This window comes from Acidovorax sp. 100 (genome assembly GCF_003688355.1).
GTDB lineage: Bacteria > Pseudomonadota > Gammaproteobacteria > Burkholderiales > Burkholderiaceae_C > Acidovorax > Acidovorax delafieldii.
Genome location: NZ_REFD01000001.1, coordinates 3,039,660 through 3,064,435, shown reverse-complemented (window position 1 = coordinate 3,064,435; position 24,776 = coordinate 3,039,660). Strand labels below are relative to the sequence as shown.

The 24,776-nt window shown below is 63.9% G+C and carries 22 protein-coding genes and 6 tRNA genes; 11 read left to right on the top strand and 17 right to left on the bottom strand.

Annotated elements, in window-relative coordinates:
- Positions 1–56 precede the first annotated feature (56 nt).
- On the top strand, positions 57–815 hold the full coding sequence (locus C8C96_RS14195; protein ID WP_015014461.1) for a 3-hydroxyacyl-CoA dehydrogenase: 759 nt from the start codon (positions 57–59) through the stop codon (positions 813–815).
- A gap of 229 nt (positions 816–1,044) precedes the next feature.
- On the opposite strand, the gene C8C96_RS14190 is transcribed toward C8C96_RS14195, so the two are convergent.
- The 12 genes from C8C96_RS14190 to folC form a co-directional block, all read right to left on the bottom strand.
- Positions 1,045–3,927, bottom strand: coding sequence for an EAL domain-containing protein (locus tag C8C96_RS14190; RefSeq protein WP_121942712.1), 2,883 nt, complete (start codon positions 3,925–3,927; stop codon positions 1,045–1,047).
- A 198-nt stretch (positions 3,928–4,125) separates the two neighbouring features.
- Positions 4,126–4,202, bottom strand: a tRNA-Asp gene (locus C8C96_RS14185).
- A 50-nt stretch (positions 4,203–4,252) separates the two neighbouring features.
- Positions 4,253–4,328: transfer RNA gene (locus C8C96_RS14180), tRNA-Glu, on the bottom strand.
- 37 nt (positions 4,329–4,365) lie between these two features.
- Positions 4,366–4,441: transfer RNA gene (locus C8C96_RS14175), tRNA-Ala, on the bottom strand.
- A gap of 53 nt (positions 4,442–4,494) precedes the next feature.
- Positions 4,495–4,571 (bottom strand) — tRNA-Asp (locus C8C96_RS14170).
- Positions 4,572–4,624: 53 nt separating this feature from the next.
- Positions 4,625–4,700, bottom strand: a tRNA-Glu gene (locus tag C8C96_RS14165).
- Between the two features lie 32 nt (positions 4,701–4,732).
- Positions 4,733–4,808: transfer RNA gene (locus C8C96_RS14160), tRNA-Ala, on the bottom strand.
- 65 nt (positions 4,809–4,873) lie between these two features.
- Positions 4,874–6,295, bottom strand: coding sequence for a glutamate--tRNA ligase (gltX, locus tag C8C96_RS14155; protein ID WP_121942711.1), 1,422 nt, complete (start codon positions 6,293–6,295; stop codon positions 4,874–4,876).
- Positions 6,296–6,439: 144 nt separating this feature from the next.
- Positions 6,440–7,945, bottom strand: coding sequence for an amidophosphoribosyltransferase (purF, locus tag C8C96_RS14150; protein ID WP_121942710.1), 1,506 nt, complete (start codon positions 7,943–7,945; stop codon positions 6,440–6,442).
- 78 nt (positions 7,946–8,023) lie between these two features.
- A complete protein-coding gene (locus tag C8C96_RS14145; RefSeq protein WP_121942709.1) occupies positions 8,024–8,512 on the bottom strand; it encodes a CvpA family protein in 489 nt (162 codons plus the stop codon).
- A 25-nt stretch (positions 8,513–8,537) separates the two neighbouring features.
- A complete protein-coding gene (locus C8C96_RS14140; RefSeq protein WP_121942708.1) occupies positions 8,538–9,380 on the bottom strand; it encodes an SPOR domain-containing protein in 843 nt (280 codons plus the stop codon).
- A gap of 22 nt (positions 9,381–9,402) precedes the next feature.
- Positions 9,403–10,728 carry a bifunctional tetrahydrofolate synthase/dihydrofolate synthase gene (gene folC, locus C8C96_RS14135; RefSeq protein ID WP_121942707.1) on the bottom strand — a complete coding sequence of 442 codons (1,326 nt, stop codon included), beginning with the start codon at positions 10,726–10,728 and terminating at the stop codon, positions 9,403–9,405.
- 61 nt (positions 10,729–10,789) lie between these two features.
- Between folC and C8C96_RS14130 the strand changes: the two genes are divergently transcribed.
- The 4 genes from C8C96_RS14130 (at position 10,790) to argG (ending at position 13,875) form a co-directional block, all read left to right on the top strand.
- Positions 10,790–11,173 (top strand): arsenate reductase, encoded by a 384-nt coding sequence (locus C8C96_RS14130; protein ID WP_121944022.1) that lies wholly within the window; start codon positions 10,790–10,792, stop codon positions 11,171–11,173.
- A gap of 135 nt (positions 11,174–11,308) precedes the next feature.
- Positions 11,309–11,971, top strand: a complete 663-nt coding sequence (locus tag C8C96_RS14125; RefSeq protein ID WP_056063736.1) for a glycine zipper 2TM domain-containing protein — start codon at positions 11,309–11,311, stop codon at positions 11,969–11,971.
- Positions 11,972–12,134: 163 nt separating this feature from the next.
- Positions 12,135–12,452: a pyrimidine/purine nucleoside phosphorylase gene (locus C8C96_RS14120; RefSeq protein ID WP_015014470.1), complete on the top strand. Its 318-nt coding sequence runs from the start codon at positions 12,135–12,137 to the stop codon at positions 12,450–12,452.
- An 85-nt stretch (positions 12,453–12,537) separates the two neighbouring features.
- Complete coding sequence (argG, locus tag C8C96_RS14115; RefSeq protein WP_056063739.1) at positions 12,538–13,875, top strand: argininosuccinate synthase; 1,338 nt, start codon at positions 12,538–12,540, stop codon at positions 13,873–13,875.
- Between the two features lie 220 nt (positions 13,876–14,095).
- Here argG and murB read toward each other — a convergent pair whose 3' ends face one another.
- Positions 14,096–15,169, bottom strand: coding sequence for a UDP-N-acetylmuramate dehydrogenase (gene murB, locus C8C96_RS14110; protein ID WP_121942706.1), 1,074 nt, complete (start codon positions 15,167–15,169; stop codon positions 14,096–14,098).
- An 85-nt stretch (positions 15,170–15,254) separates the two neighbouring features.
- Here murB and C8C96_RS14105 point away from each other — a divergent pair, with 85 nt between their 5' ends.
- Genes C8C96_RS14105 through C8C96_RS14095 form a run of 3 tightly spaced genes read left to right on the top strand, consistent with a single transcriptional unit; the run spans position 15,255 to position 17,548 of the window.
- Positions 15,255–15,740, top strand: a complete 486-nt coding sequence (locus C8C96_RS14105; RefSeq protein WP_056063745.1) for a YajQ family cyclic di-GMP-binding protein — start codon at positions 15,255–15,257, stop codon at positions 15,738–15,740.
- A 1-nt stretch (position 15,741) separates the two neighbouring features.
- Positions 15,742–16,512 (top strand): TIGR02281 family clan AA aspartic protease, encoded by a 771-nt coding sequence (locus C8C96_RS14100; protein WP_233584238.1) that lies wholly within the window; start codon positions 15,742–15,744, stop codon positions 16,510–16,512.
- A 16-nt stretch (positions 16,513–16,528) separates the two neighbouring features.
- Positions 16,529–17,548 carry an HD-GYP domain-containing protein gene (locus C8C96_RS14095; RefSeq protein WP_056063748.1) on the top strand — a complete coding sequence of 340 codons (1,020 nt, stop codon included), beginning with the start codon at positions 16,529–16,531 and terminating at the stop codon, positions 17,546–17,548.
- Between the two features lie 35 nt (positions 17,549–17,583).
- On the opposite strand, the gene plsY is transcribed toward C8C96_RS14095, so the two are convergent.
- From plsY to C8C96_RS14080, 3 genes are all read right to left on the bottom strand, one after another.
- Positions 17,584–18,276 carry a glycerol-3-phosphate 1-O-acyltransferase PlsY gene (plsY, locus tag C8C96_RS14090; protein WP_056746399.1) on the bottom strand — a complete coding sequence of 231 codons (693 nt, stop codon included), beginning with the start codon at positions 18,274–18,276 and terminating at the stop codon, positions 17,584–17,586.
- A 57-nt stretch (positions 18,277–18,333) separates the two neighbouring features.
- Positions 18,334–18,825, bottom strand: coding sequence for an aminoacyl-tRNA deacylase (locus C8C96_RS14085; RefSeq protein WP_056063754.1), 492 nt, complete (start codon positions 18,823–18,825; stop codon positions 18,334–18,336).
- Between the two features lie 71 nt (positions 18,826–18,896).
- The gene (locus C8C96_RS14080) at positions 18,897–19,856 is read right to left on the bottom strand and encodes a LysR family transcriptional regulator (protein WP_121942705.1); all 960 of its coding nucleotides are present in this window, start codon (positions 19,854–19,856) and stop codon (positions 18,897–18,899) included.
- A gap of 177 nt (positions 19,857–20,033) precedes the next feature.
- Here C8C96_RS14080 and C8C96_RS14075 point away from each other — a divergent pair, with 177 nt between their 5' ends.
- Both C8C96_RS14075 and C8C96_RS14070 read left to right on the top strand, forming a co-directional pair.
- Entirely contained in the window at positions 20,034–21,032 is a 999-nt protein-coding gene (locus tag C8C96_RS14075) for a tripartite tricarboxylate transporter substrate binding protein (protein ID WP_121942704.1), read from the top strand.
- Positions 21,033–21,057: 25 nt separating this feature from the next.
- Positions 21,058–22,482: a M20 family metallopeptidase gene (locus C8C96_RS14070; RefSeq protein WP_121942703.1), complete on the top strand. Its 1,425-nt coding sequence runs from the start codon at positions 21,058–21,060 to the stop codon at positions 22,480–22,482.
- A gap of 92 nt (positions 22,483–22,574) precedes the next feature.
- On the opposite strand, the gene C8C96_RS14065 is transcribed toward C8C96_RS14070, so the two are convergent.
- Positions 22,575–23,636 carry an aldo/keto reductase gene (locus C8C96_RS14065; protein ID WP_121942702.1) on the bottom strand — a complete coding sequence of 354 codons (1,062 nt, stop codon included), beginning with the start codon at positions 23,634–23,636 and terminating at the stop codon, positions 22,575–22,577.
- A gap of 157 nt (positions 23,637–23,793) precedes the next feature.
- Between C8C96_RS14065 and C8C96_RS14060 the strand changes: the two genes are divergently transcribed.
- A complete protein-coding gene (locus C8C96_RS14060; RefSeq protein ID WP_121942701.1) occupies positions 23,794–24,702 on the top strand; it encodes an alpha/beta fold hydrolase in 909 nt (302 codons plus the stop codon).
- Positions 24,703–24,776 lie beyond the last annotated feature (74 nt).

Here is a 24,776-nt window from a genome sequence, read left to right as displayed (position 1 = left end):
GTGAGGAGATGCGCCATAATTGACGTTTACGTTAACGTCACTTACTGGAGACAACCATGGACATCCAAGGCAAGGTATTCATCGTCACCGGCGGCGCTTCGGGCCTGGGCGAAGGCACGGCACGCATGCTGGCCGCCCAGGGCGGCACCGTGGTCATTGCCGACATGCAGGCAGAAAAAGGCGAAGCCGTGGCCAAGGAAATCGGCGGCGCGTTCGTGAAATGCGATGTGAGCAACGAGGCAGACGGCCAGGCCGTGGTGGCCAAGGCCGTGTCGCTGGGCAAACTGGTGGGCCTGGTGAACTGCGCCGGCATCGCCCCCGCCGAGAAGACGGTGGGCAAGAACGGTGCGCATGCGCTGGCCTTGTTCAGCAAGACCATCACGGTCAACCTGATCGGCAGCTTCAACATGATCCGCCTGGCCGCCGAGGCCATGAGCAAGAACGAGCCGGAATCCACCGGCGAACGTGGCGTGCTGATCTCCACGGCCAGCGTGGCCGCCTACGACGGCCAGATCGGCCAGGCCGCCTACGCAGCCTCCAAGGGCGGCGTGGTCGGCATGACCCTGCCGATTGCCCGTGACCTGGCGCGCAACGGCATCCGCAACATGACCATTGCCCCCGGCATCTTCGGCACACCCATGCTGTTTGGCATGCCGCAGGAAGTGCAGGACGCGCTGGCCGCTGGCGTGCCCTTCCCCAGCCGCCTGGGCACCCCCCAGGACTACGCCAAACTGGTGCGCCACATCCTCGAAAACGACATGCTCAATGGCGAGGTGATCCGTCTGGACGGTGCCATTCGCCTGGCACCACGCTGAGCTGGGGATTGAGTTAAAGAGGCATGTCTGAATGCTACTCTTTCAATAGCACCTCAGGCATATTCCTCTAGCGCATGGTGCCTGTTTGGCACAAAAAGTCGTCCACAAGGGGCCCGGAAAGGCCGCAGGGCTACTGAGAGCCAAACACTTTGCTGATGCCCACCCGACCGCCGCGCTCACAACGCGGCGGTTTCGTTGTGGCGGTGGCTTACCTCGGTCTCCCACCTCCTCAACCCAAGACTGTGTGGCCTTGAGTGAGAAGCCCCTCCAAGTCGGCAGCTGGCACGGGGCGGCTGAAGTGGTAGCCCTGCCCGGTGTCGCAGCCCAGTCCCCAAAGCACGTCACGCTGCGCAGCCGTCTCCACGCCCTCGGCAATGGTTTCCAGGCCCAGGCTTTGCGCCAGACCAATGATGGCCCGCACGATGTGGGGCGCACTAGGGTCGTCGCCCAGGTGGCGCACAAATGACTGGTCGATCTTGAGCTTGTGCACCTTGAGGCGCTGGATGTAACTGAACGACGAGTACCCGGTCCCAAAGTCGTCGATGGACAGCTGCACGCCCAGGTCATACAGCTGCTGCACGATGGCAATCACCTGTTCTGGCGCATCCATGGCAATGCCCTCGGTCAGCTCCAGCTCCAGCATCTGCGGCGGCACCTCACTGTCGGCCAGTGCACGGCCCACCATGTCCACCAGGCCCGGATGACGGAACTGCACCATCGACAGGTTCACCGCCACCACCAGCTCGGTGTGACCCGCATCGCGCCACTGCCGCGCCTGGGCCAGCGCGGTGCGCAGTACCCATTCGCCCATGCCCAGAATCTGGCCGCTGCTTTCAGCCACCGGGATGAACTCGGCCGGGCCGACGACACCCAGCTCAGGGTGGGTCCACCGCAGCAAGGCCTCCACCCCCACCAGTTGATGGTCCTTCAGCCGGATTTGCGGCTGGTAGTGCAGCGTCAGTTGCCCCTGCACCAGGGCACTGCGCAGGGCGTTCTCGATCTTCAGCACCCGGAGCGATTGCGCCTGCATGTCTGCCGAGAAAAAACGGTAGGTGTCGCGCCCAGATTCTTTGGCACGGAACATGGCGGCATCGGCACGCTGGGCCAGGGTTTCAAAGTCGCTGCCGTCCTCTGGGTACATCGCAATCCCAATCGACGATGTCACCACCAACTCGTGGTGTTGCAGCTTGCAGATGCGCCGCACCTGCGCTTGCAGCCCGTCGGCCACGTGGGCCGCCTGCTGGGCATCGGTGAGCGGCAGCACGATGACGAATTCGTCCCCACCCTGCCGGGACACCGTGTCTTCGTCGCGCACCACCGACTGCAAGCGCTGCGCAATCTCGATCAGCAGCCCGTCGCCCACCTGGTGGCCCAGCGAGTCGTTCACGTTCTTGAAGTGGTCCAGGTCCAGGTACAACAGGGCCAGCTGATGGCCGCTGCGCTGCGTCAATGCAAGAGCCTGGCTGAACCGAGAGGCGAACATCGTGCGGTTGGGCAAGCCGGTCAGCGCATCAAAGTTGATCAGCTTGCGAATCCGCTCCTCGTCACGCCTGCGTTCTGTCACGTCCTCCTGCACAGCCAGGTAGTGGGTGATGTGGCCCTGCTCGTCCAGCAGGGGCGAGATGATGGCGGACTCGTTGTACTCGCCGCCACCTTTGCGGCGGTTCACAAACTCACCGCGCCACGGACGGCCAGAGGTCAAATGGGCCCACAGGTCGGCATACACACTCGCAGGCGTGGCGCCCGCGCTCAGCAGACGTGGGTTGCGGCCAATCACCTCCTCGGGGCTGTAGCCCGTCGTGACCGTGAACGCAGGGTTCACGTATTCGATGTTGCCGTCGGCGCCTGCAATGAAGATGGAGTTGGGCGCCTGCTCCACGGCATGGCGCAACTTGCGCAAGGTGTCCAGCATCTGCACCCGCTGGGAGATGTCACGCGACAGCACCACAAAGTGATCGTCTGCGTCATCGTCCATCACCTTGCGCGCCACGGACAGCTCAAACCAGTGCGGGCCATCCGGCAAGTCCAGCACATACTGAAAATCGCGGGCCAGGCCATGCTCAGCCGCCGCATCGATCGCAGCTTGCGCCACGGCCGCCGCTGCTGGGGGCAGGATGTCGTGGATCGACCGGCCCACCACCTCGCTGGCCGGCATCAGCAGCAACTCGGGCTGGCGCGTATGGATCTGTACGTAACGGCCATCGCGGGTCACTTCAAACATCAGGTCGGGCACCGCATCCAGCACGGCGCGCATGGCCTTGTCGGACTGCTTGAGCACCCGGTATGGCGCCTCGATGGTGCCCACAAAGATGGCCCGATAGAGGTAGTAGTACCCCACCACCTTGTACAAATGGCCCAGCAGATTGAAGGGGTCGGTCGCGATGACGTAGAACGTGAAAAAGAACTCGCTCAGGGCCATCACCCACACGGCAGCAAACAGCCTGGCCACATCAAAGGCGGCACGCTCCCGCGCCCAGCGAAGCAACAGCACCAGCGACGCTGCATACAAGGCGACCACACCGTATTCGGAGGCGATCTTGAACCGCGTCAGCCCTTGGGCATCGTAAGTCTGCGGGTACCACTGCGGAAACCAGAAAACGATGGCATGGACAACAGCCACCACGGCCAAGACCAAGGCCACCACCGCAAACCTGCCGGGGCCTGGATCGGCAACATCACCCGGCTCGCGCCAATGCAACGCGACTGCACCCAGGAGCGTCAACGCCCCCAAATACCGGGCGGGTAACCAGAAATTGATCCCCTTGGCCACCGAATTGAGCGTGATGTAGTCGGGCATGCCGGCAAAGGACAGCATGTGCGAAAAATCCAGGACCGCCACCCCCAAAAAGCCGCAGGCCAGAAGAAGGACGTTCCGCTGGGGATTCAGGCTGTGCGCCTTCCACCCCACCGCAAACACCAACGCCGACACGGCAATGGACAGCGTCTCCAGCACTTGGTGCAATGTGAGGTAATGGCCCACACGCTGTGGAGTTGCCACCGAAAAATAGGCCCAGGCTGCAATCACTCCACCCGTCAACAGGTAGAGCACCGGGGCTACCGCTTTGAAGCTGGCCAAGTGTTGTGGGTGAATCTGCAACCGAAGAAGGTTCATGGGCGCCTGATGGTCTCTGAGAGGCACCTGAGTGGTGCGGTGGCATGCAGACGATTCTTGCACAGGCCTCACCACTTGTAACAAACCTGGCCACAACCATACGGTTCAAGCGCGGCTTTCGTGGCCTGCGGGTCAGTTAAGTCATTCATCAAGGCATAAAAAAACCGCTGCAGCCTTTCGACTACAGCGGTTTATGCTTGGCGGAGTGGACGGGACTCGAACCCGCGACCCCCGGCGTGACAGGCCGGTATTCTAACCAACTGAACTACCACTCCTGGTAGATAGCTTTTGCTTGTATCTCTGACACAAGCCAAGCGCTACAACTTGGCGACCCCACGGGGATTCGAACCCCGGTACTCACCGTGAAAGGGTGATGTCCTAGGCCTCTAGACGATGGGGTCAAAACCTTGGAACTAACCGAACTGATACTGACAAATTTGGTGGAGGTAAACGGGATCGAACCGATGACCTCTTGCATGCCATGCAAGCGCTCTCCCAGCTGAGCTATACCCCCACGGAACTTCAATTGCTTGAAGACCCAGCCTGAATGACTTCAGGCCCTGGATTTGGCGGAGTGGACGGGACTCGAACCCGCGACCCCCGGCGTGACAGGCCGGTATTCTAACCAACTGAACTACCACTCCTGGCAGGCAGCTTTTCGCTTGTATTTATCAACACAAGCCAAGTGCTACAAACTTGGCGACCCTACGGGGATTCGAACCCCGGTACTCACCGTGAAAGGGTGATGTCCTAGGCCTCTAGACGATAGGGTCAAAACCTTGGAACTAACCGTTATCAAGCGACGTGGTGGAGGTAAACGGGATCGAACCGATGACCTCTTGCATGCCATGCAAGCGCTCTCCCAGCTGAGCTATACCCCCACTGAATGACTTCAAACACTTTGTATTTGTTGTCATCACCTGAGCCTTGAATTATAGACAGATTTTTAGCGGTTTCGCAAACGCGCTATAACTTTTTCACGTCCGACCAGTTCCAGCACAGCATCGACCGATGGCGTGTGGGCGGTTCCGACCGTCAGGACACGCGCAGGCATCGCCAGCTGGGGCATCTTCAGACCCTGAGCCGTCAGCACCTGCTTGAACGCAGCACTGATGGACGCCTTGTCCCACTCGCAGGCGGACAGTGCATCAGCCAGTGCGTCCAGAGCGGGAGCAATGGCGTCGGTGACATGCTGAGCGCGCTCTGCATCCACCGGAGTCACGTCGCCATAGAACACCTGCGCCCAGTTGGCAAGCACGACGGTGGTGTCGCACCGGTCTTTGAACAGCGCACAGATCCGGGGCAGACGCCCATCGGCCAGCGCCTCAGCGGAAACACCACGCGCCTGCAATTGCGGCGCAACCAGCGCAGCCAAAGCGTCGTCAGCCATGGCTTTCAGGTGCTGGGCATTCACCCAGCGCAGCTTGGCTTCATCGAACTGCGCAGCGCTGCGGCCCAGGTGGTCGAGGTTGAACCACTGCAGAAACTGCTCGCGGCTGAAGATCTCATCGTCGCCGTGACTCCAGCCCAGACGCGCCAGATAGTTCACCATGGCATCGGGCAGATAACCTTCATCGCGGTATTGCGTCACCGGCTTGGCGCCATTGCGCTTGCTCATCTTCTCGCCCTGCTCGTTGAGCACAGTGGGCAAGTGGGCATACACCGGGGGTTCCTTACCCAGGGCGCGGAAGATGTTGATCTGACGCGGCGTGTTGTTCACATGGTCATCGCCTCGGATCACGTGCGTGATCGCCATGTCGATATCGTCGACCACCACGCAGAAGTTGTAGGTGGGCGTGCCATCGGGCCGTGCGATGACCAGGTCATCCAGCTCATCATTGCTGATCTCAATGCGGCCCTTGACCTTGTCGTCCCAGGCCACAACGCCGCCCTGTGGGTTCTTGAAGCGCAGCACCGGCTGCACGCCTTCAGGAATGGCTGGCAAGGTCTTGCCAACTTCAGGACGCCATGTGCCGTCGTAGCGAGGCTTCTCCTTGGCAGCCATCTGCCGCTCGCGCAGGGCATCCAGCTCAGCCACGCTCATGTAGCAGGGATACACGTGACCAGCGGCCTGCAACTCTGCAAGGACCGCCTTGTAACGATCCATGCGCTGCATCTGATAGAACGGGCCTTCGTCGTGGTTCAGACCCAACCAGGCCATGCCCTCGATGATGACGTCCACCGCCGCCTGGCTGGAGCGCTCCAGGTCGGTGTCTTCGATGCGCAAAATGAAATCCCCCCCCGTGGCACGGGCAAACGCCCAGGGGTACAGCGCCGAGCGGATATTGCCCAGGTGGATAAAGCCGGTGGGAGACGGTGCAAAACGGGTGCGTATGCGGCCCGTGCTGGTGGCAGTGGTTTCAGTCATAACAATCAATGCTGGCCCTCCATGGGGCCAGTTCAAACTAGGATCAATCCGTCGGGCGCAGCCCGACCCGGCTAGGGCATCACGCGCACAACCGGGGGCACAACATCGCGTGCGATGGTCTGCGGTGGCTGCGCAAGCCCTTGGCTACGCTTCCTGCGCATTGGGCAAAGCAAGGCGCGAGGTATCTTCCTCGCCCTCCTCTGCACCTACGCGCCCCTCATTCAGGCTGGCAATCCCTTCCGCAGTGATGTCACCCGTCACGTACACGCCGTCAAAACACGACGCATCGAACCCGGCAATGGCACTGTTGAGCGCACCCACAGCCCTCTTCATGCCATCTACATCCTGATAGATGAGAGCGTCGCAGCCGATGGCCTGGCGAATCTCTTCGACCGTGCGACCGTGGGCCACCAGTTCGCTGCTGGTGGGCATGTCAATGCCATACACGTTGGGGTAGCGCACGGGCGGCGCCGCGCTGGCGAGGTACACCTTGCGGGCACCCGCGTCACGCGCCATCTGCACGATCTCGCGGCTGGTCGTGCCACGCACGATGGAGTCGTCCACCAGCAACACGTTGCGGCCTTTGAATTCGCTGCCAATCACATTGAGCTTCTGGCGCACCGACTTTTTGCGCACGCCCTGCCCGGGCATGATGAAGGTGCGACCCACGTAACGGTTTTTGACGAAGCCTTCCCGGTACGGGACGCCGAGCAGATGTGCCAGCTGGGTAGCGCTGGGGCGGCTGGACTCGGGGATGGGGATGATCACATCGATCTCGTTGGGCGGCACGGTGGACACCACACGCTTGGCCAAGGCTTCACCCAGGTTCAGACGGGCCTGGTAGACCGAGATGCCGTCAAGCACCGAATCGGGCCGAGCAAGGTAAACAAACTCGAAAATGCAAGGGTTGAGCTGCGGATTCTCTGCGCACTGGCTGGCGTGAACCTGTCCGTCCAGCGTGATGAAAATCGCTTCGCCCGGATTGATGTTGCGCTCGAACACATGGGAGGTGCCCTCCAGCGCCACCGACTCACTGCCCACCATCACGGTGCCGTCCTGGCTGCGGCCCATGGCCAGCGGGCGGATGCCGTGCGGGTCGCGGAAGGCCAGCAGACCGTGGCCTGCGATCAGCGCGATCACAGCATAGGAACCCTTGATGCGCTTGTGCACCGCACGCACGGCAGTGAAAACGTCCTCGGGCTGCAGAGGCACGCCCCGCGTGGCGCGTTCGAGTTCGTGCGCAAACACGTTCAGAAGGACTTCCGAATCACTTTCCGTGTTGGTGTGGCGGTGGTCCGTCTGGAACAGCTCGGTGCGCAGTTCGCGGGCGTTCGTCAGATTACCGTTGTGCACCAACACGATGCCGAACGGGGCATTGACGTAAAACGGTTGCGCCTCTTCTTCGCTGTAGGCGTTGCCGGCGGTGGGGTAACGCACCTGGCCCAGCCCCACATTGCCCGGCAGAGCGCGCATGTTGCGCGTGCGAAAAACGTCGCGCACCATGCCCTTGGCCTTGTGCATGAAGAATTTGCGGCCCTGCTGGGTCACGATGCCAGCAGCATCCTGGCCACGATGCTGCAAGAGCAGCAAAGCGTCATAAATCAGCTGATTGACGGGCGCAGGACTGACGACGCCGACGATTCCACACATAGTTGTATTCCATCCGTTTGCGGGAACAGCCCCGCGGTCATCCAACGGCAGCAGCTTCTGGCCGCTACCGCTTCGATCTCACGAAGGCAGATGCCTTCCAAATTCGTCCGGCAGCGCCGGTTTCAACCCCTTGAGCACTTCGGCCAAGACCGGCGCGCCCCGCGACTCCTGCCACCACTGTGCCTCGTGCACGGGGGTGATGCCAGCCACCACGGCCACAGCAAGCAACAAAACGAGGCCGCGCAACACACCAAAAACAGCGCCGAGGGTGCGGTCCGCCGGGCGCAGCCCTACAGCTTCCACCAGCTTCTTGGCCAGCCATGCCAGAAAACCACAGGCAAAAACCGAAGCCACAAACACCACGACAAAACCGGCTGCATACCGCAGCGACTCGCCCGACCCACCCATGGGCAACAAGGCCGCTGCATCGGCCGCAAACCATTGCGCCACAAAAAAAGACGCCACCCAGCCCAACACCGACAGCACTTCAAACACCAGTCCGCGCCACGCACCTATCAGCATGGAGGCCAGCAACACGGCCACAAACACCCAATCCAACGCAGCCATGGACAAGCGGCAGCCTGATCAATGTTTACAGGGTGAGCACCGACGCCGACAGGTCCAGCGACTTGATGCGCGCCGCCGCCTTGTCTGCCTCTGCCCGGTTGGTGAACGGACCCACACGCACCCGGGTGCGCTTTCCGTCCTTGGTGTCCACCACCTGCGTATAGGTCTTGAGACCCGCCCGTTCCACCTTAGTACGTGCTTCGCGGGCCTTTTCGGCATCTGCAAAGGCCCCCACCTGCACGATGAAGCGCGCCTCCTCGGCACTGGCGGCGGCTGGCGCCTCGGTGCTGCGGCCTTCCAACAGGGCGCGGGCACGTGCCGAATCGTCAGCACGTGCAGGCTTGGGTTCAGGGACGGGAGAAGGTGCGGGAGCAGCGGGCGGCTTGGCCTCGTGTTTCAACTCGGGCTTTGGGGGGGCAACCGCTGGGGCTGGCGCAGGTTTGGCCGCTGCTGTACGAGCGCTAGGCACCAGTTCTTCACCGTCCGCCAAGCCATTGGCTGCGGCAGTGCGCGAAGGCGCAGGCCGCTGCGCAGCAGCCGTCGGGGCTGGCTCTTGGGTGGAGGGTGCAGCAGGCTTGGCGGCGATAGGTTCAGCCACTGGCGCAGGCACCACCAGGGGAGCCACCTTGTTGCGGTCTGGGATCTCGATGGGAATGTCCACAGGGATAGGCCGTGGCTGGGTATCAAACAGCAACGGAAACCCGATGACCCCCACCAGCACCAGCACTGCAGCGCCAATCAAACGGTGCCGGGCGCGGCGGCGCATCACTTCGATGCTCTCAGCCTGTGGTGTGCGCGAGCGCTTGGACGGCTTTTCGGCCTGTTGCTGCTCACCCTGACCGGGCCACCGGAACTTGAAAAATGCCATGGACTAAGGACTCGTGAGGCGCTCAGGCGCCCATATGTTTGGCGTGCAAGCGGGGTGTTCCATTGATCAACACCCCACCCACCGTGTAGAACGAGCCAAAGACCACGATTCTATCAGCGGGGTCTGCGGCGGCCACCGCCGCTTGCAGGGCCTGCAGTGGGTCGGCATGCAAGCTGGATGCAACGTCCCGACGACCGCCCGCCACCATATGCACGGCATTCCACTTCTGCTGCAACACGGCGGCCGACTCAGCGCGCGGAGTGGGCAGATCGGTGAAATACCAACGGTCCACCAGAGGCCCGACCTTGGCCAGCATGGGCGCCAGGTCCTTGTCCGCCATGGCGCCAAACACCGCGTGGGTGACTGGGAAGAACCCCATCGCATCCAGGTTGGCCGTGAGCGCTGCCACGGAGTGCGGGTTGTGCGCCACATCCAGCACCAGGGTCGGTTGCCCCGGCACAATCTGAAAACGTCCCGGCAACTCCACCAGGGCCATACCGTTGCGCACGGCCTGGGCGGTCACCGGCAGCCGATCACGCAATGCCTCGAAAGCCGCCAGCACGCCCGAGGCGTTCACCAGCTGGTTAGCCCCACGCAGAGACGGATAAGCCAGCCCGGCATAGCGCCGCCCCCGGCCAGCCCAGCTCCACTGCTGCTTGTCGCCCGAGAAATTGAAATCGCGCCCAAAACTCCACAAATCGGCGCCGATCTCCCGCGCGTGATCCACCACGCTCTGCGGGGCCATGGGGTCGCTCACGACGGCTGGGCGCCCCGTGCGCATGATGCCCGCCTTTTCGCGGCCAATGCTCTCGCGGTCCGGGCCCAGAAATTCTGTGTGGTCGATATCGATGCTGGTGATGATGGCGCAGTCGGTGTCGATCGCGTTCGTGGCATCCAGACGCCCTCCGAGGCCGACTTCGAGAATTGCCACATCCAGCAACGCATGGCTCATCAAGCGCAGGATGGCCAGGGTGGTGAACTCAAAGTACGTGAGAGACACCTCGTTGCCGTTCTGGGTTCTGGCGCTCTCCACCGCCTCGAAATGGGGTACCAGGTCCGCCGCCGACACGATTTCGCCATGCACACGACAGCGCTCTTCAAAGTGCACCAAATGCGGTGAGGTGTACACGCCGGTGCGATAACCCGCCTGCAGCGCCACCGCTTCGAGCATGGCGCAGGTCGATCCTTTTCCGTTGGTGCCCGCCACCGTGATCACCGGGCACTCGAACCGCAGCGCCATGCGGCGGGCGACTTCGGCGACCCGATCCAGGCCCATATCAATGTTGCGGGGATGCAGCTGCTCGCAATGGCGCAGCCAGCCTTCCAGGGTGTGGGGTTTGGTTTGCATACAGCCGGGGATTGTCGCCGAGCCAGCATTCACCCCCGCGATTTCGAGGATGATGCGCGGCATGAATACCGCCATCACCGTCTACGGCATCCCCAACTGCGATACCGTCAAAAAATCCCGCACCTGGTTTGCAGAACAAGGGCTGGAAGTCCAGTTTCATGACTTCAAAAAGCAAGGCGTTCCCACCGAGCTGCTCCCTGGCTGGCTGAAGGCCGTGGGCTGGCAGAAGCTGGTCAATCGTCAAGGGACCACCTGGCGCAAGCTGGACGCAGCCACACAGGCATCGGTGCAGGACGACGCGAGCGCCAGTGCGCTGATGCAGCAACAAACCAGTGTGATCAAGCGCCCCGTGGTGCAGTGGCAGGACGCCCAAGGCCTGCATGTGACCGTCGGATTTGTGCCGGAGCAGTGGCCTGGCGGGCTGAATGGCGCATCCAAGGGCTGACTTGGGACGGGGAACGCGGGAAAATCGCACAAATCTTTACGCAGATTTACGGCGTCCGGGCCCCGAATTGACCTTGCGGGCCTAAACTTTTCTGCAGTCTGGTGCGTTATGTACCGACCCGAAAGGAGTTTCTCCATGAAAAAGATCGTCATTTTTTCTGCCCTGGCAGCCGTCGCCGTCGTGGCCAGCGCTCAGGAACAAGGCCGTGTGCTGTCTGCCACGCCCATCATTCAGCAGGTCGGCGTTCCGCAGCAGGTGTGTGGCAACGAGACCGTCTACAACGGCAACCGCACGACGGGCGCCGGCGCTGTGATTGGCGCGATTGCCGGGGGCGCGGTGGGCAATACCATCGGCAAGGGCAGCGGTCGCGCAGCAGCCACCGCCATCGGGGTGCTGGGTGGCGCCGTAGTAGGCAACCAGATCGAGGGCAACGGCCAGCCGCAATACCAGAACGTGCAGCGTTGCTCCACCGAGACGTACTACGAAAACCGTACCGTAGGCTACAACGTGGTGTATGAATACGCAGGCCGCCAGTACACCACCCGCACCCAAAACGACCCAGGCCGCTGGATCCCGGTGAATGTGCAGCCCGCTGGCCAGACCTATTCCACACAACCCGACCCGTATGCGGCCCAGGGTGTTTACAGCCAACCGGGTGTGGTGACCTCCACCTACCCCGTGCAGCCGGTGTACCAGGCGCCCCCCACCTATGTGACGCCCCCGGTGACGGTGATTGAATACGGCTACGACAGCGGCCGCCCCTACTACCCGCACCACCGCAACCCTTACTGGCGTTGAAGGCTGGCAGCGTGGCCGCACAAGCCAGTGAACAAAGAGCCCTTCGGGGCTCTTTTTCTTGGTGCAAGCGGCGGCGGGCATGGGTTTCGTTGGTTCGCACAGCCCAATGCGTCAGCACCCTGCCCTAAAATCGCGGGTTTCCTCCATTCCTACCCGCGCATCCATGACCACCGAAAAAATCGACGGCGTGTCCGTCACCACCCAGGCCAATGTGTACTTTGACGGCAAGTGCGTGAGCCACGGCATCACCTTCCCGGACGGCACGAAGAAGTCGGTGGGCGTGGTGCTGCCCGCAACGCTCACGTTCAACACCGGCGCCCCTGAAATCATGGAATGCGTGGCGGGCTCGTGCGAATACAAGCTGGCTGGTACCGACGCATGGGTGAAATCGTCCGCAGGCGAGAAGTTCAGCGTGCCCGGCAATTCCAAGTTCGACATCCGCGTGACCGAGGCCTACCACTACATCTGCCATTTCGGCTGAGATTTTCGGGCTGAAATTTGATTGATTTTGGCCTCTAGCGCTAGTCCACAATGCGCTGGCAGCTATCATTTTTGAAGAAAATTCCATGGCAACCATCCTTCAGAACCTCCCCCTCGGCCAAAAGGTCGGCATCGCCTTCTCCGGCGGCCTGGACACCAGCGCCGCACTGCACTGGATGAAGCTCAAGGGCGCCGTGCCCTACGCCTACACCGCCAACCTGGGCCAGCCCGACGAGCCCGACTACGACGCCATCCCGCGCAAGGCCATGGAGTACGGCGCCGAGAAGGCCCGCCTGGTGGACTGCCGCACGCAACTGGCCCACGAAGGCATCGCCGCCCTGCAGGCTGGCGCCTTCCACATCAGCACCGGCGGCCTGACCTACTTCAACACCACCCCCCTGGGCCGCGCCGTCACCGGCACCATGCTGGTGGCCGCGATGAAGGAGGACGACGTCAACATCTGGGGCGACGGATCGACCTTCAAGGGCAACGACATCGAGCGCTTCTACCGCTACGGCCTGCTCACCAACCCCTCGCTCAAGATCTACAAGCCGTGGCTGGACCAACTGTTCATCGACGAGCTGGGCGGCCGCGCCGAAATGTCGGCGTTCATGACCCAGGCCGGCTTTGGCTACAAGATGAGCGCCGAGAAGGCCTACAGCACGGACAGCAACATGCTGGGCGCCACGCACGAGGCCAAGGACCTGGAGTTCCTGTCCAGCGGCATCCGCATCGTCAACCCCATCATGGGCGTGGCGTTCTGGAAGCCCGAGGTCGAAGTGAAGGCCGAGGAAGTGTCCGTGACCTTCAACGAAGGCCAGCCCGTGGCGCTGAACGGCAAGGAGTTCAACGACCCCGTCGAGCTGATCCTTGAAGCCAACCGCATCGGTGGCCGCCATGGCCTGGGCATGAGCGACCAGATCGAAAACCGCATCATCGAAGCCAAGAGCCGCGGCATCTACGAAGCCCCCGGCCTCGCGCTGCTGCACATCGCCTACGAGCGCCTGGTGACCGGCATCCACAACGAAGACACCATCGAGCAGTACCGCATGAATGGCCTGAAGCTGGGCCGCCTGCTGTACCAGGGCCGCTGGTTCGACCCCCAGGCCATCATGCTGCGCGAAACCGCCCAGCGCTGGGTGGCCCGCGCCGTGACCGGCACCGTGACACTGGAACTGCGCCGTGGCAACGACTATTCGCTGCTGAATACCGAGTCGCCCAACCTGACCTACGCCCCCGAGCGCCTGTCGATGGAAAAGGTGGAAGACGCGCCGTTCAGCCCGCTGGACCGCATTGGCCAGCTGACCATGCGCAACCTGGACATCTCGGACACGCGCGGCAAGCTGGGCGTGTACTCGCGGGCGGGCCTGCTGTCGCTGGGAGGCAATGCCGCCCTGGCCCAGCTGGACAACGACCGCAAGTAAGGCAGCACTCGCCCCATGGGCCCCAAGCCTCCCAGGTTGCCACCGGGAGCAGCTTGGCGGCTCATTTGGAGCAAAAATGGCTGATAGCGCTCGTACAATTTGCCTCTCCAGCTATCAATAGATGAGCAAAAGCCACCCTTGGGGTGGCTTTTTCATGGGGGTCTCGTACCAGGCGCGACACCGGCCCTTTCGAGGCGCAGCGGTCGCCTCAGACTTCGCGCTACACCACCACCGGCTCGGGCTCCAGCCGGATGCCAAAGCGCTCGTACACACTCGTCTGGATGGCCTTGGCCAGGGTCATGACCTCGCCCCCCGTCACGCTGTCAGCGCCCTGCCCCCGGTTGACCAGAACAAGGGCCTGCTTCTCGTACACCCCGGCCTTGCCGATGGATTTGCCTTTCCAGCCGCAGGCATCGATCAGCCAGCCCGCCGCCAGCTTGATGCTGCCGTCGGGCATGGGGTAGTGCACGATCTTGGGCTCGCGGGCGATGATGTCGGCGCACTGGTCGGGCGACACGGTGGGGTTCTTGAAGAAGCTGCCCGCGTTGCCCACCACGGCAGGGTCGGGTAGTTTCGCGCGGCGGATGTCGCAGACCCAGTCAAAAATTTGCTGGGCACTGGGGTGTTCCACCCCCGCCTCGGCGCGGCGGCGCTCCAGGTCCAGGTAGCCCAGTACCGGCTTCCACGGCTTGGGCAGTCGAAAGCGCACATGGGTGATCACCGCCCGGCCTGCCAGACCCATGCCGCGCGGCAGCCCGCTGCCATCCTGCGCTTCGGAAGGTGCATGCTTGAAAACGGAATCACGGTAGCCAAAACCGCATTGCGCAGCATCCAGGCTGAACGACTGGCCCGTAGCCAGGTCGATGGCGTCGAGCGACTCAAAACGGTCCTGCAGCTCCACGCCATACGCGCCAATGTTCTGGACGGGCGATGCCCCCACCGTGCCCGGGATCAGGGCCAGGTTCTCCAATCCGGGATAGCCGTGCGCCAGCGTCCAGGCCACGGCGTCGTGCCAGACCTCGCCAGCACCCGCCTCCACGACCCAGGCCTTGGGCGTTTCATCCACCAGGCGCAGGCCCTTGATTTCCATCTTGAGCACGACGGACTTCACGTCACCGGTCAGGATGATGTTGCTGCCACCACCCAGCACAAATTTCGGTGCGGGCGCGAGCTGGGGGTCTGCCAGCACAGCCCGCAGATCGTCCACCAAGTGCACTCGCACCAGGGTTTGGGCGCGCGCGGCAATGCCGAAGGTGTTGCAGGGCTGTAAAGGGGCGTTTTTCTCGACTACCATTGGCCCGATTGTCGCACCCGGCCTTTTGGCTCCCCGCGATCCGCCCCCATATCTGCACCTGTTTTCCCCGAGATAGAGACCCACCATGCCATCTTTTGACACCGTCTGCGAAGCCAATCTGGTTGAAGTGAAAAACGCCGTCGAGAACACCGCTAAGGAAATCGCCACCCGTTTCGACTTCAAGGGCACCTCTGCCAGCATCGAGATCAAGGACAAGGACATCACGCTGATCGGCGATGCTGATTTCCAGCTCACCCAGATTGAAGATGTTCTGCGCAACAAGCTCACCAAACGCAGCGTGGATGTGCGTTTTCTGGACATGGGCGATGTGCAGAAAATGGGCGGTGACAAGGTCAAGCAGGTCATCAAGGTGCGCAACGGCATCGAGAGCGAGCTGGCCAAGAAGATCCAGAAGCTGCTCAAGGAAAGCAAGCTCAAGGTGCAAGGCGCTATTCAGGAAGACAAGGTGCGCGTGACTGGTGCCAAGCGCGACGACCTGCAGGCCGCCATGGCCTTGATCCGCAAGGATGTGACGGACGTGCCGCTGTCGTTCGACAACTTCCGCGACTGATATGAAGCGACACCCCGCTGAGGTCCTGCGGGCCCTCCCCCCGCTCTCGCAGCGCGGAGCGCTGCAGGCAGGGGGACGCCGCGAGCGCGGCGGGGCGGTCCTTGCGTGGCGGCTCTCACCAGGGCTGCGCCGGTATCAGCGCCTCCTCGCCCTGTGCATCGGGTTGCTGCTGGGCCCCACCTGGGCGCATGCGCAGGCTGTGGCGCTGGCGGGTGTACTGGGCAGCAAGGCGCTGATTGTGGTGAATGCCAACCCGCCCAAGGCGGTGGGCGCGGGGGATGAGTTCCAGGGGGTGAAAGTCATCGCCGTCGCCAAGGACGAAGCCACCGTGGAGATCCAGGGCGCACGGCGCACGCTGCGACTGGGCGAGGCGCCCGTGAGTGTGGGCGGACGCAGTGGCAGCGGCAAACGCATTTTGCTGGTGGCAGATGGCAGAGGCCATTTTGTGAACAGCGGCACCATCAACGGGCAGGTGATGCAGTACATGGTAGACACCGGGGCCTCCACCGTCGCCATCGGGCGGCCGGATGCAGAGCGTATGGGCCTCAACTACCAAAGCGGCCAGCCGGTGCGCGTGAACACGGCCAATGGCATCGCCCAGGGCTGGCGCATGAAGCTCGACTCCATCCGCATCGGTGACGTCGAGGTCTTTGGGGTAGAGGCCATCATCACCTCGCAGCCCATGCCCTATGTGCTGCTGGGCAACAGCTTCCTGAACGAGTTCCAGATGACCCGCACCAACGACCAGATGGTGCTCGAAAAGCGCCACTGACGCCTGTACACCCGCAATGTCCGCACACCCCTCCTCCACCCACGCGCACTCCGAAGGGGAGTACGAAGACCTGCTCAGCCTCTGGTCCGACCTGGAGTCGGCCCTGTCGGTGCTGCTGAGCCGGCCGCTGCAAGTGCAGGACTTTCCGGGCAAGGTGCGGCAGTTTGATGCCTGGCTGCAAGACCTGGTGGCGCACGACATCGACGCGGCGCTGTACCTGATGTTCCAGCACGCCTCCACATCCACCGTGGGCTACAGCGCATCGCACGCGCTGGTGTGCGGCACGCTGTGCCACATCATGGCGCTGGAGCTCAAGCTGCCGCAGCGTGAGCGCGACAGCCTGGTGCGGGCGGCACTCACCATGAACATTGGCATGACGACCCTGCAGGACGAACTGGCCGTGCAGCGCGAGCGCCCCACGGCGGAGCAGCAGGAGGCCATCAAGAGCCACCCCGAAGACAGCATGCTGCTGCTGGAACGCCTGTTCATCAACGATCCGCTCTGGCTGGACGTGGTGGGGCAACACCATGCCAGCATTGCCGAACGCGTGCCTTTGGCCAACCAGGAGCCGATAGACCGGCTCACCCGCATCCTCGGCACCATTGACCGGTATGCCGCCATGATCAGCCCGCGCAAATCCCGCGCCGGGCGCAGCGCCACCGATTCGGTGCGTGCCATCGTGGGACAAGAGGTGGACCAGCGCGACGAGGTCAGCTACACCCTGGTGCGCTCCATCGGCCTGTGCCCCCCAGGTACGTTTGTGAAACTGGACAATGGCGAAACCGCCATCGTGCTGCGCCGCAGCGACAAGGCCAACCACCCGCTGGTGGCCAGCCTGCTGGACAGCACCGGCAACCACCGCAGCCAGCCCAGCCTGTACCAGACCGCGAGCGGCAAGCCCCGCATCCAGTCTGCCCTGGCCCGGTCCGCAGTGAGCCTGGAACTCAACCACCGCACCATGGTGCGGCTGGGGCTGTACGCCGCCCAGCACAGCGCAGGGTTGCGCGGGCTGGTGACTGCGCCCGGCGCGCTCTGACACGGGGCACGCGCCCAACCGGGCGCGTGGCTTTATCAGTGTTTGGCCTTGGCTTTTGCGGTGGGCTTTGCCTTGGCGCTCTCTTCGCCCTCGGCAGGTTTCGCCTTCTTGCTGCCCAGGCGTGATTCCGTGCCGGCAATCAGGCGCTGGATGTTCTCGCGGTGCCGCCAGGCAAGCAGCAGCGCCATCACCACGATCGAGGCGGCAATCGTGCCCTCGGCATACCAGACCACGCCATCCACCAGCAGGTAGTACACCGGAGCAAACGCGGCGGCCACCAGCGAGGCGAGCGACGAGTACCGGAAGAAGAACGCAATGATGAGCCAGGTGGCCGCCGTGGCCAAGCCCAGCCAACCGCTGATGCCCACCAGCACGCCCAGTGCCGTCGCCACGCCCTTGCCGCCTTCAAACCGGAAAAACACTGGCCACAGGTGCCCCAGGAAAGCGGCCAACCCCACCAGCGCCACGGTGCCGTCTTCGAGCCCATAGGGGTGGCCAAACCACATCACCAGCGCCACGGGCAGCCAGCCCTTCATCGCATCGAGCAGCAGGGTCACGATGGCCGCCGCCTTGCTGCCCGAGCGCAGCACATTGGTGGCGCCGGGGTTCTTGCTGCCATAGGTGCGTGGATCGCTCAGGCCCATGACACGCGTCACGATGACGGCAAACGACAGCGAGCCCAGCAGGTAGGCGGCCACGGTGGCAAGAACGGGATAGACGGCGGTCAAAGCAACTCCTTGGAAATCAAATGGTCAGCCTTCTGACGGGCTGTATCGCGCGGCGGCCTATTCTGCCAGCGCGCACTGCACCGGTTTGGCGCCCAGCAACTGCACACACACCTGCGGGTCCAGCTGCACCAGAAAGCCCCGGCGCCCGCCGTTGATGGCAATGCGGGGCAACGCGAGGATGGTTTCTTCGATATAAACCGGCATGGTGCGCCGCGTGCCAAACGGAGACGTCCCCCCCACCAGGTAGCCACTGTGCCGGTTGGCGACCTCGGGGGCACAGGGCTCGACCGACTTGGCGCCGATCTGGCGTGCGAGGTTCTTGGTGGAGACCTTGCGGTTGCCATGCATCAGCACCAGGAGCGGCTTGGCGTCCTGGTCCTGCATGACGAGGGTCTTGACCACGGTGAACGGGTCCAGACCCAGCACCTCGGCGCTGTGCATCGCGCCGCCGTGCTCCAGGTACTCATACGGGTGTTCGGTGAACGCCACCTTGTTCGCCTTGAGCAGCTGGGTGGCTTGGGTCTCGGAAACGTGTTCTTTCTTGGCCATGGTGTGGTGCGGATAGGGCACCGATGGTATCCGTATCCAAATGTGAGCGAGCTGGAATCTGCGGCAATGTGTCAGAACACCGAGGCAGGCGCTGCGGCGGCCTTGCGGCGCCGCCCGACCTTGCGCTTGCCGTATTCCTCGATGGCGATCACCAGCGCTTGCGTGAACTGCTGCACCAGGGCGGACTGGCTACGGCCCTCGGCTGCCAGCACCTGCAGGCGCCGTTGCTGCAGCTGGGTTTCGTCAAATGGCCGGGCAGCCAGCAGGCCCGCCTCCACCCATCGCGCCGCCGTGAGGTAGCTGGCCAGCACCACATCCTGCCCGCTCAGCAGCGGCAACAAGGCCGACGAAAAATTGCTCTCCACAGCGGGCACATAGCGAAGGCCCTGCACCGCACAGCTCAGGTCAAACAGCTGCCGCCCCGTGGTGTTGGCGGCCCCCAGCAGCAGTGGGTAGCGCACCACGTCAGCCACGCTCACACTGCGCTGGCGCGCCAGCGGGTGCTGTGCGGGCATGACGGCATAAATGGGTGCGATGGCCGAGTGCAGCACCTGCAGGCCCTTCTCGGGCGCCGTGCTGTACTTCAGCGCCAGATCGGCCTCGCCGCGCAGCACCAGGGCCGACACCTCCTGCGGCACGGCCACCTGCAACTGCAGCTGCACCTGCGGGTGCGCCTGCCGAAACCCGCCCATGACCAGCGGCATGAAGGCTGCCGCAAACCCTTCGGTGCAGGCCAGCCGCACCCGCAGGGCACCTTGGGCCGACAGATCCTGCAATTGCTCGACCAGCTCCAGCGCCTGCGCATCGTGTGCACTGGCATGGGCCAGCAGGCGGGTACCCGCCTCGGTCAGGTTCATGCCGCGCGCCTGGCGCTCGAACAGCACCACACCCAGGCTGTCTTCCAGCTTGCCCAGCTGCCGGCTCACGGCCGAAGCGGCTACGTGCAGGCGCTGCGCGGCCTGGTTGACGGAGCCGGTGCGCGCGACCTCCAGAAAGTAGCGCAAGGGCAGGCTGAGCAGTGAAATGGCCATGGCTGTTTAAATCACAAAAAGGCAATGGTCAGTTGCCAAATCTCTATTCCAAGCAATGGTAAACCAGCATCCATCTTGCATGGCTTGAGGCTCCAATTCACCCATGCCCTTGCGCGGGCGCCACGTGGCCATTGCTCCCACGCCGCCCGCTGCCGGGGCCCTACCACCGGAGTCCGCATGAAACGCCTTGTTCGAGCCTCTTTCCTGTCTGCCACCCTGGCAGTTCTTGCCGGCCCTGCCAGCCTGGCCTGCGCCCAGGCAGCAGCCCCTGCCGACGCCTGGCCCCAGCGCCCCGTGCGCATGGTGGTGCCCTTCCCGCCCGGTGGCGGCACCGACGTGGTGGCACGCGCGCTCGCACAGAAGCTGGCCAGCCGCCTGGGCACGCCGGTGGTGATCGACAACAAGCCGGGTGCCTCCACCATCATCGGCACCGAAGCCGTGGTGCGTTCCGACCCCGACGGCTACACGCTGCTGGTTTCGGGCTCCACCAGCTACACGGTCAACCCGGCGCTGCGCAGCAAGCTGCCCTACGACCCTGCCAAGGACCTCGTGCCCGTGGCCACCGTGGCCCGGGCCCCCCTGGTGCTGGTCGTCAGCGTCAGCGCGCCGTACAAGGACCTGAACGCACTGATCGCCGCAGCCAAGGCAAAGCCCAAGAGCATCCACTACGCCACCTTCGGCTCGGGCTCCGGCCCGCACCTGGCGGGCGCGCTGCTGGAGCAGGCGGCCGGGATCCAGCTGCAGGACGTGCCCTACCGGGGCAGCAGCCAGTCGCTGATCGCCCTCATGGGCGGCGAAATCCAGTTGGGTATCGACACCGTGGCCGCTGCGGCGCCGCAAGTGAAGGCCGGCAAGCTGCGCGCCCTGGCCATTGCGGGCAAGTCGCGCTCCAGCATGCTGCCGGGGGTGCCCACCGTGGAGGAACTCAAACTGCCGGACGCTGTGTTCGACGCCTGGTATGCCATCGCCGCCCCCGCCAAGACGCCACAGTCTGTCATCCGAAAGCTGGTGACCGAGGTGGAAGCCGTCACCCGCGACAGTGGTCTGCAGGAACAGATGCGCACCCAGGGCATGGAACCCGTGCACCTGGGGCCGGTGGCCACGCGCGCCATGATCGATGACGAGATCGGCCGCTACCGCGCGCTGGCCCACCGCGCCAAGATCGTGGTGGACTGACGAACACCCAACAAGGACCTGCACGATGAACCGCCAACAACTCATTCAAGACGTCCAGCGCTACTTTGACGATGGCCGCTTCGCCACCGACCTGCGCCGCCGCGTGGCCTGGCGCACCGAAAGCGACACTGGCAAGCTGCCGCCCGAACTGCACACCTACCTCACCGACGAAATGGTGCCCTGGCTCGCGCCCCTGGGTTTTGAATGCGAGGTGCTCGACAACCCGTCGCCACGCGGCGGCCCCTTCTTGGTGGCCCGCCGCGTGGAAGACCCTGCGCTCCCCACCGTGCTCACCTACGGCCACGGCGATGTGGTCAACGGGCAGGACGCGCAATGGCGCGAGGGCCTCTCGCCCTGGGAGCTCACCATCGAAGGCGAGCGCTGGTATGGCCGAGGCACGGCCGACAACAAAGGCCAGCACACCGTGAGCCTGGCCGCACTCGCCCACACCATCGAGGCCCGGGGCGGCCGCCTGGGCTACAACGTGACGCTGCTCATGGAGATGGGCGAAGAGGCGGGTTCGCCCGGCCTGGCCGCCTTCTGTGAGCGGCACAGCGACGCGCTGAGAGCCGACCTTTTTTTGGCCAGCGACGGCCCCCGCGTGAACGCGGGCCACCCCACCCTCTTCCTGGGTTCACGCGGAGCCATCAACTTCTCACTCGCGGTGCGCAGCCGCGACAAGGCCTACCACTCCGGCAACTGGGGCGGCGTGCTGGCCAACCCGGCCACCGTGCTCACCCACGCCCTGGCCACGCTGGTGGACGCGAAGGGCCGCATCCTCGTCAAAGGCCTGCTGCCGCCTGCGGTGCCCGACAAGCTGCGCACTGCCCTCAAGGACGTGGTGATTGGCACCGGCGCCGATGACCCCGCGCTCACCCCCGGTTGGGGCGAGCCCGGCCTCACCCCCGCAGAACAGCTGGTGGGCTGGAACACGCTGGAGGTGCTGGCGCTGGGCGCGGGCAACGCGCAGCGGCCCATCAACGCCATCCCCGCGCAGGCCGTAGCGCACTGCCAGCTGCGCTTTGTGGTGGGCACCGATTGGCAGAACGTGCAGGCCACGCTGCGCGAACACCTGGATGCGCATGGCTTCAGCCAGGTCGAGATCACCATGGGCATGCACTGCGGCGCCACGCGGCTCGATCTGCACAACCCCTGGGTGGACTGGACGATGGCCTCGCTGCAGGCCAGCGCAGGCCAACCCGCCACGCTGCTGCCCAACCTGGCAGGCTCGCTGCCCAACGACATCTTTGCCGACCAGCTCGGTCTGCCCACGCTGTGGGTGCCGCACTCGTACCCCGCCTGCGCCCAGCATGCACCCAACGAACATTTGCTGGCGCCCGTGGCACGAGAAGGTCTGGCGGTGATGGCCGGGCTGTTCTGGGACCTGGGTGAGGCCCAAGGGACGCCGTGGACTGAAGGGCGCACCACCCGGCGGGAGGCAACTGCCTGACAGCAGCCCGCACAAACTCGCAGAAAAACAAAGGGGCCTGCACGGCCCCTTGGTTTGATCTTGCCGATTCGCAGGGCCACGCCCTGCCCCGGTCACAACGCAGGGTCGCGCAGCTCCCAGCGGATCGCATCGATGGCCTTCAGCACCTCGGGCGACAGCGTGGTGCCCCAGGCATTCAGGTCTTCCTCCAGCTGCGCCACCGACGTCACGCCGATGATGGTGCTGGCCACTTGCCACTTGGTGTAGCAGAACGCGAGGGCCATCTGCGTGGGTGTCATGCCGTTGGCACGCGCCAGTGCGTTGTAGCGGCGCGATGCCTCCAGCGCCTCAGGGCGGCCCCAGCGTTGTTTGCGCACGGATTCATACGATGCAATGCGAGCACCTTTTGGGGCGGTCGGGCCGGTGATGCCGCTTTCGTCGTACTTGCCCGTCAGCAGACCAAAACCCAGCGGCGAATAGGCCAGCAGCGACACATCCAGGCGGTGGCAGGTTTCATCCAGTCCGTTTTCCCAGGTGCGGTTGATCAGGCAGTACGGGTTCTGCACCGTGGCCACACGCGGCAGCCCGTGCTGCTCGGCCAGGCGCACGAACTCGTGCACGCCATACGGGGTTTCGTTTGACAGGCCGATGTAGCGCACCTTGCCCGCCTTCACCAGGCCGGCCAGCGCTTCCAGCTGCTCGCGGATGGGGGTTTGCGAGGTTTCCTTGGAAGGGTCGTAATACAGGTTGCCGAACGCTGGCACATGGCGCTCGGGCCAGTGGATCTGGTAGAGATCGATCACATCGGTCTGCAGGCGGCGCAGGCTGGCCTCGCACGACGCCACGATGTCGGCCGGGGTCATGCCCTTGCCCTCGCGCACCCAGGGCATGCCGCGCGAGGGGCCGGCCACCTTGGTCGCCACCACCAGCTTCTGGCGCGCGCCAGGGTTCTTGGCAAACCAGTTGCCGATGATGGTTTCGGTGGCACCAAAGGTCTCGGCCTTGGCGGGCACGGCGTACATCTCGGCCGTGTCGATGAAGTTCACGCCGCGCGCAAGCGACTGGCTCAGGATGGCATGCGAGTCGGCCTCATTGACCTGCTCGCCGAAGGTCATGGTGCCCAGGCAAATGGGGGTGACAAGCAGGTCACTCTGACCCAAGCGGACGGTGTTCATGCGGTGAAGGCTCCAGAAGATGGAAAAGTAATCAGGGCCTGCTGCGGCCCCGGCTGGCGATGGTACAAGCGATCGCCAAAACCTGCCGGACGCCGGACTCCTTGGTGACACCGCAGGGCGCCCCGCCAGCGTGGCGGCAACGTAACATTGGCACAGCATGTACCAAGTCCTCACCCCTTCGCGCAGCAGCACACTGGCGCTGCGGCACCTCAACTACCACGTCCGCCACTGGGGCCCCGAGCAAAGCGACCTGCCCACGCTGGTGCTTCTGCATGGCTGGATGGACGTCAGTGCCTCCTACCAGTTCACGGTGGACGCGCTGCGGCAACCACGCCGCATCATCGCGCCGGACTGGCGCGGTTTTGGCCTCACCACCGGTGCACCGGTGGACCACTATGTGTTTGCCGACTACCTGGCCGACCTGGACCTGCTGCTGGACCACTACGCCCCCGGCGAAGCCATCGACCTGGTGGGCCACAGCATGGGCGGCAACGTGGCCATGATGTATGGCGGTGTGCGGCCCGAGCGCGTGCGCAAGCTCGTCAACCTGGAAGGTTTTGGCCTGCCCGCCACACGCCCCGCGCAGGCGCCCACCCGCTACGCGCAATGGATCGACGAAATCAAGCAGCTGCACCAGGGCACCAAGGAGCTCAAGACCTATGACAGCGCCGACGGCGTCGCCCGCCGCCTGATGAAGACCAACCCCCGCCTGTCCGAAGACAAGGCCCAATGGCTGGCCCAGCACTGGGCGCGGCCCAACGCGCAAGGGCAGTGGGAAATCCTGGGCGACCCCGCCCACAAGATCACCAGTGCGCAGCTGTACCGCGCGGACGAAGCCCTGGCCATCTACGAGCGCATTACCGCACCCGTGCTGGCCATCGAGGCCAGTGGCGACAGCCTGGGCCAGTGGTGGAACGGCCGGTACACCCTGGACGAATACCACCAGCGCCTGACCCATGTGCGTACCTGCAGCACCGCCGTCGTGCAAGACGCGGGCCACATGCTGCACCATGACCAGCCGGAGCAGGTGGCCCAGCTGATCGAAGCGTTTTTGGATGCTGCCTGAGGCAATTTGAAGTCCTTGCGCCCGCAAGCGATAGTGGATATTGCCTGAGCAGCTATCATTTTTGATATGAATGC

Excerpts from the sequence above, each read along its gene's own strand:
- C8C96_RS14195 (WP_015014461.1), top strand. The coding sequence starts at position 57 with ATGGACATCCAAGGCAAGGTATTCATCGTCACCGGCGGCGCTTCGGGC.
- C8C96_RS14190 (WP_121942712.1), bottom strand. The coding sequence starts at position 3,927 with ATGAACCTTCTTCGGTTGCAGATTCACCCACAACACTTGGCCAGCTTC.
- gltX (WP_121942711.1), bottom strand. The coding sequence starts at position 6,295 with ATGACTGAAACCACTGCCACCAGCACGGGCCGCATACGCACCCGTTTT.
- purF (WP_121942710.1), bottom strand. The coding sequence starts at position 7,945 with ATGTGTGGAATCGTCGGCGTCGTCAGTCCTGCGCCCGTCAATCAGCTG.
- C8C96_RS14145 (WP_121942709.1), bottom strand. The coding sequence starts at position 8,512 with ATGGCTGCGTTGGATTGGGTGTTTGTGGCCGTGTTGCTGGCCTCCATG.
- C8C96_RS14140 (WP_121942708.1), bottom strand. The coding sequence starts at position 9,380 with ATGGCATTTTTCAAGTTCCGGTGGCCCGGTCAGGGTGAGCAGCAACAG.
- folC (WP_121942707.1), bottom strand. The coding sequence starts at position 10,728 with ATGCAAACCAAACCCCACACCCTGGAAGGCTGGCTGCGCCATTGCGAG.
- C8C96_RS14130 (WP_121944022.1), top strand. The coding sequence starts at position 10,790 with ATGAATACCGCCATCACCGTCTACGGCATCCCCAACTGCGATACCGTC.
- C8C96_RS14125 (WP_056063736.1), top strand. The coding sequence starts at position 11,309 with ATGAAAAAGATCGTCATTTTTTCTGCCCTGGCAGCCGTCGCCGTCGTG.
- C8C96_RS14120 (WP_015014470.1), top strand. The coding sequence starts at position 12,135 with ATGACCACCGAAAAAATCGACGGCGTGTCCGTCACCACCCAGGCCAAT.
- argG (WP_056063739.1), top strand. The coding sequence starts at position 12,538 with ATGGCAACCATCCTTCAGAACCTCCCCCTCGGCCAAAAGGTCGGCATC.
- murB (WP_121942706.1), bottom strand. The coding sequence starts at position 15,169 with ATGGTAGTCGAGAAAAACGCCCCTTTACAGCCCTGCAACACCTTCGGC.
- C8C96_RS14105 (WP_056063745.1), top strand. The coding sequence starts at position 15,255 with ATGCCATCTTTTGACACCGTCTGCGAAGCCAATCTGGTTGAAGTGAAA.
- C8C96_RS14100 (WP_233584238.1), top strand. The coding sequence starts at position 15,742 with ATGAAGCGACACCCCGCTGAGGTCCTGCGGGCCCTCCCCCCGCTCTCG.
- C8C96_RS14095 (WP_056063748.1), top strand. The coding sequence starts at position 16,529 with ATGTCCGCACACCCCTCCTCCACCCACGCGCACTCCGAAGGGGAGTAC.
- C8C96_RS14085 (WP_056063754.1), bottom strand. The coding sequence starts at position 18,825 with ATGGCCAAGAAAGAACACGTTTCCGAGACCCAAGCCACCCAGCTGCTC.
- C8C96_RS14080 (WP_121942705.1), bottom strand. The coding sequence starts at position 19,856 with ATGGCCATTTCACTGCTCAGCCTGCCCTTGCGCTACTTTCTGGAGGTC.
- C8C96_RS14075 (WP_121942704.1), top strand. The coding sequence starts at position 20,034 with ATGAAACGCCTTGTTCGAGCCTCTTTCCTGTCTGCCACCCTGGCAGTT.
- C8C96_RS14070 (WP_121942703.1), top strand. The coding sequence starts at position 21,058 with ATGAACCGCCAACAACTCATTCAAGACGTCCAGCGCTACTTTGACGAT.
- C8C96_RS14065 (WP_121942702.1), bottom strand. The coding sequence starts at position 23,636 with ATGAACACCGTCCGCTTGGGTCAGAGTGACCTGCTTGTCACCCCCATT.
- C8C96_RS14060 (WP_121942701.1), top strand. The coding sequence starts at position 23,794 with ATGTACCAAGTCCTCACCCCTTCGCGCAGCAGCACACTGGCGCTGCGG.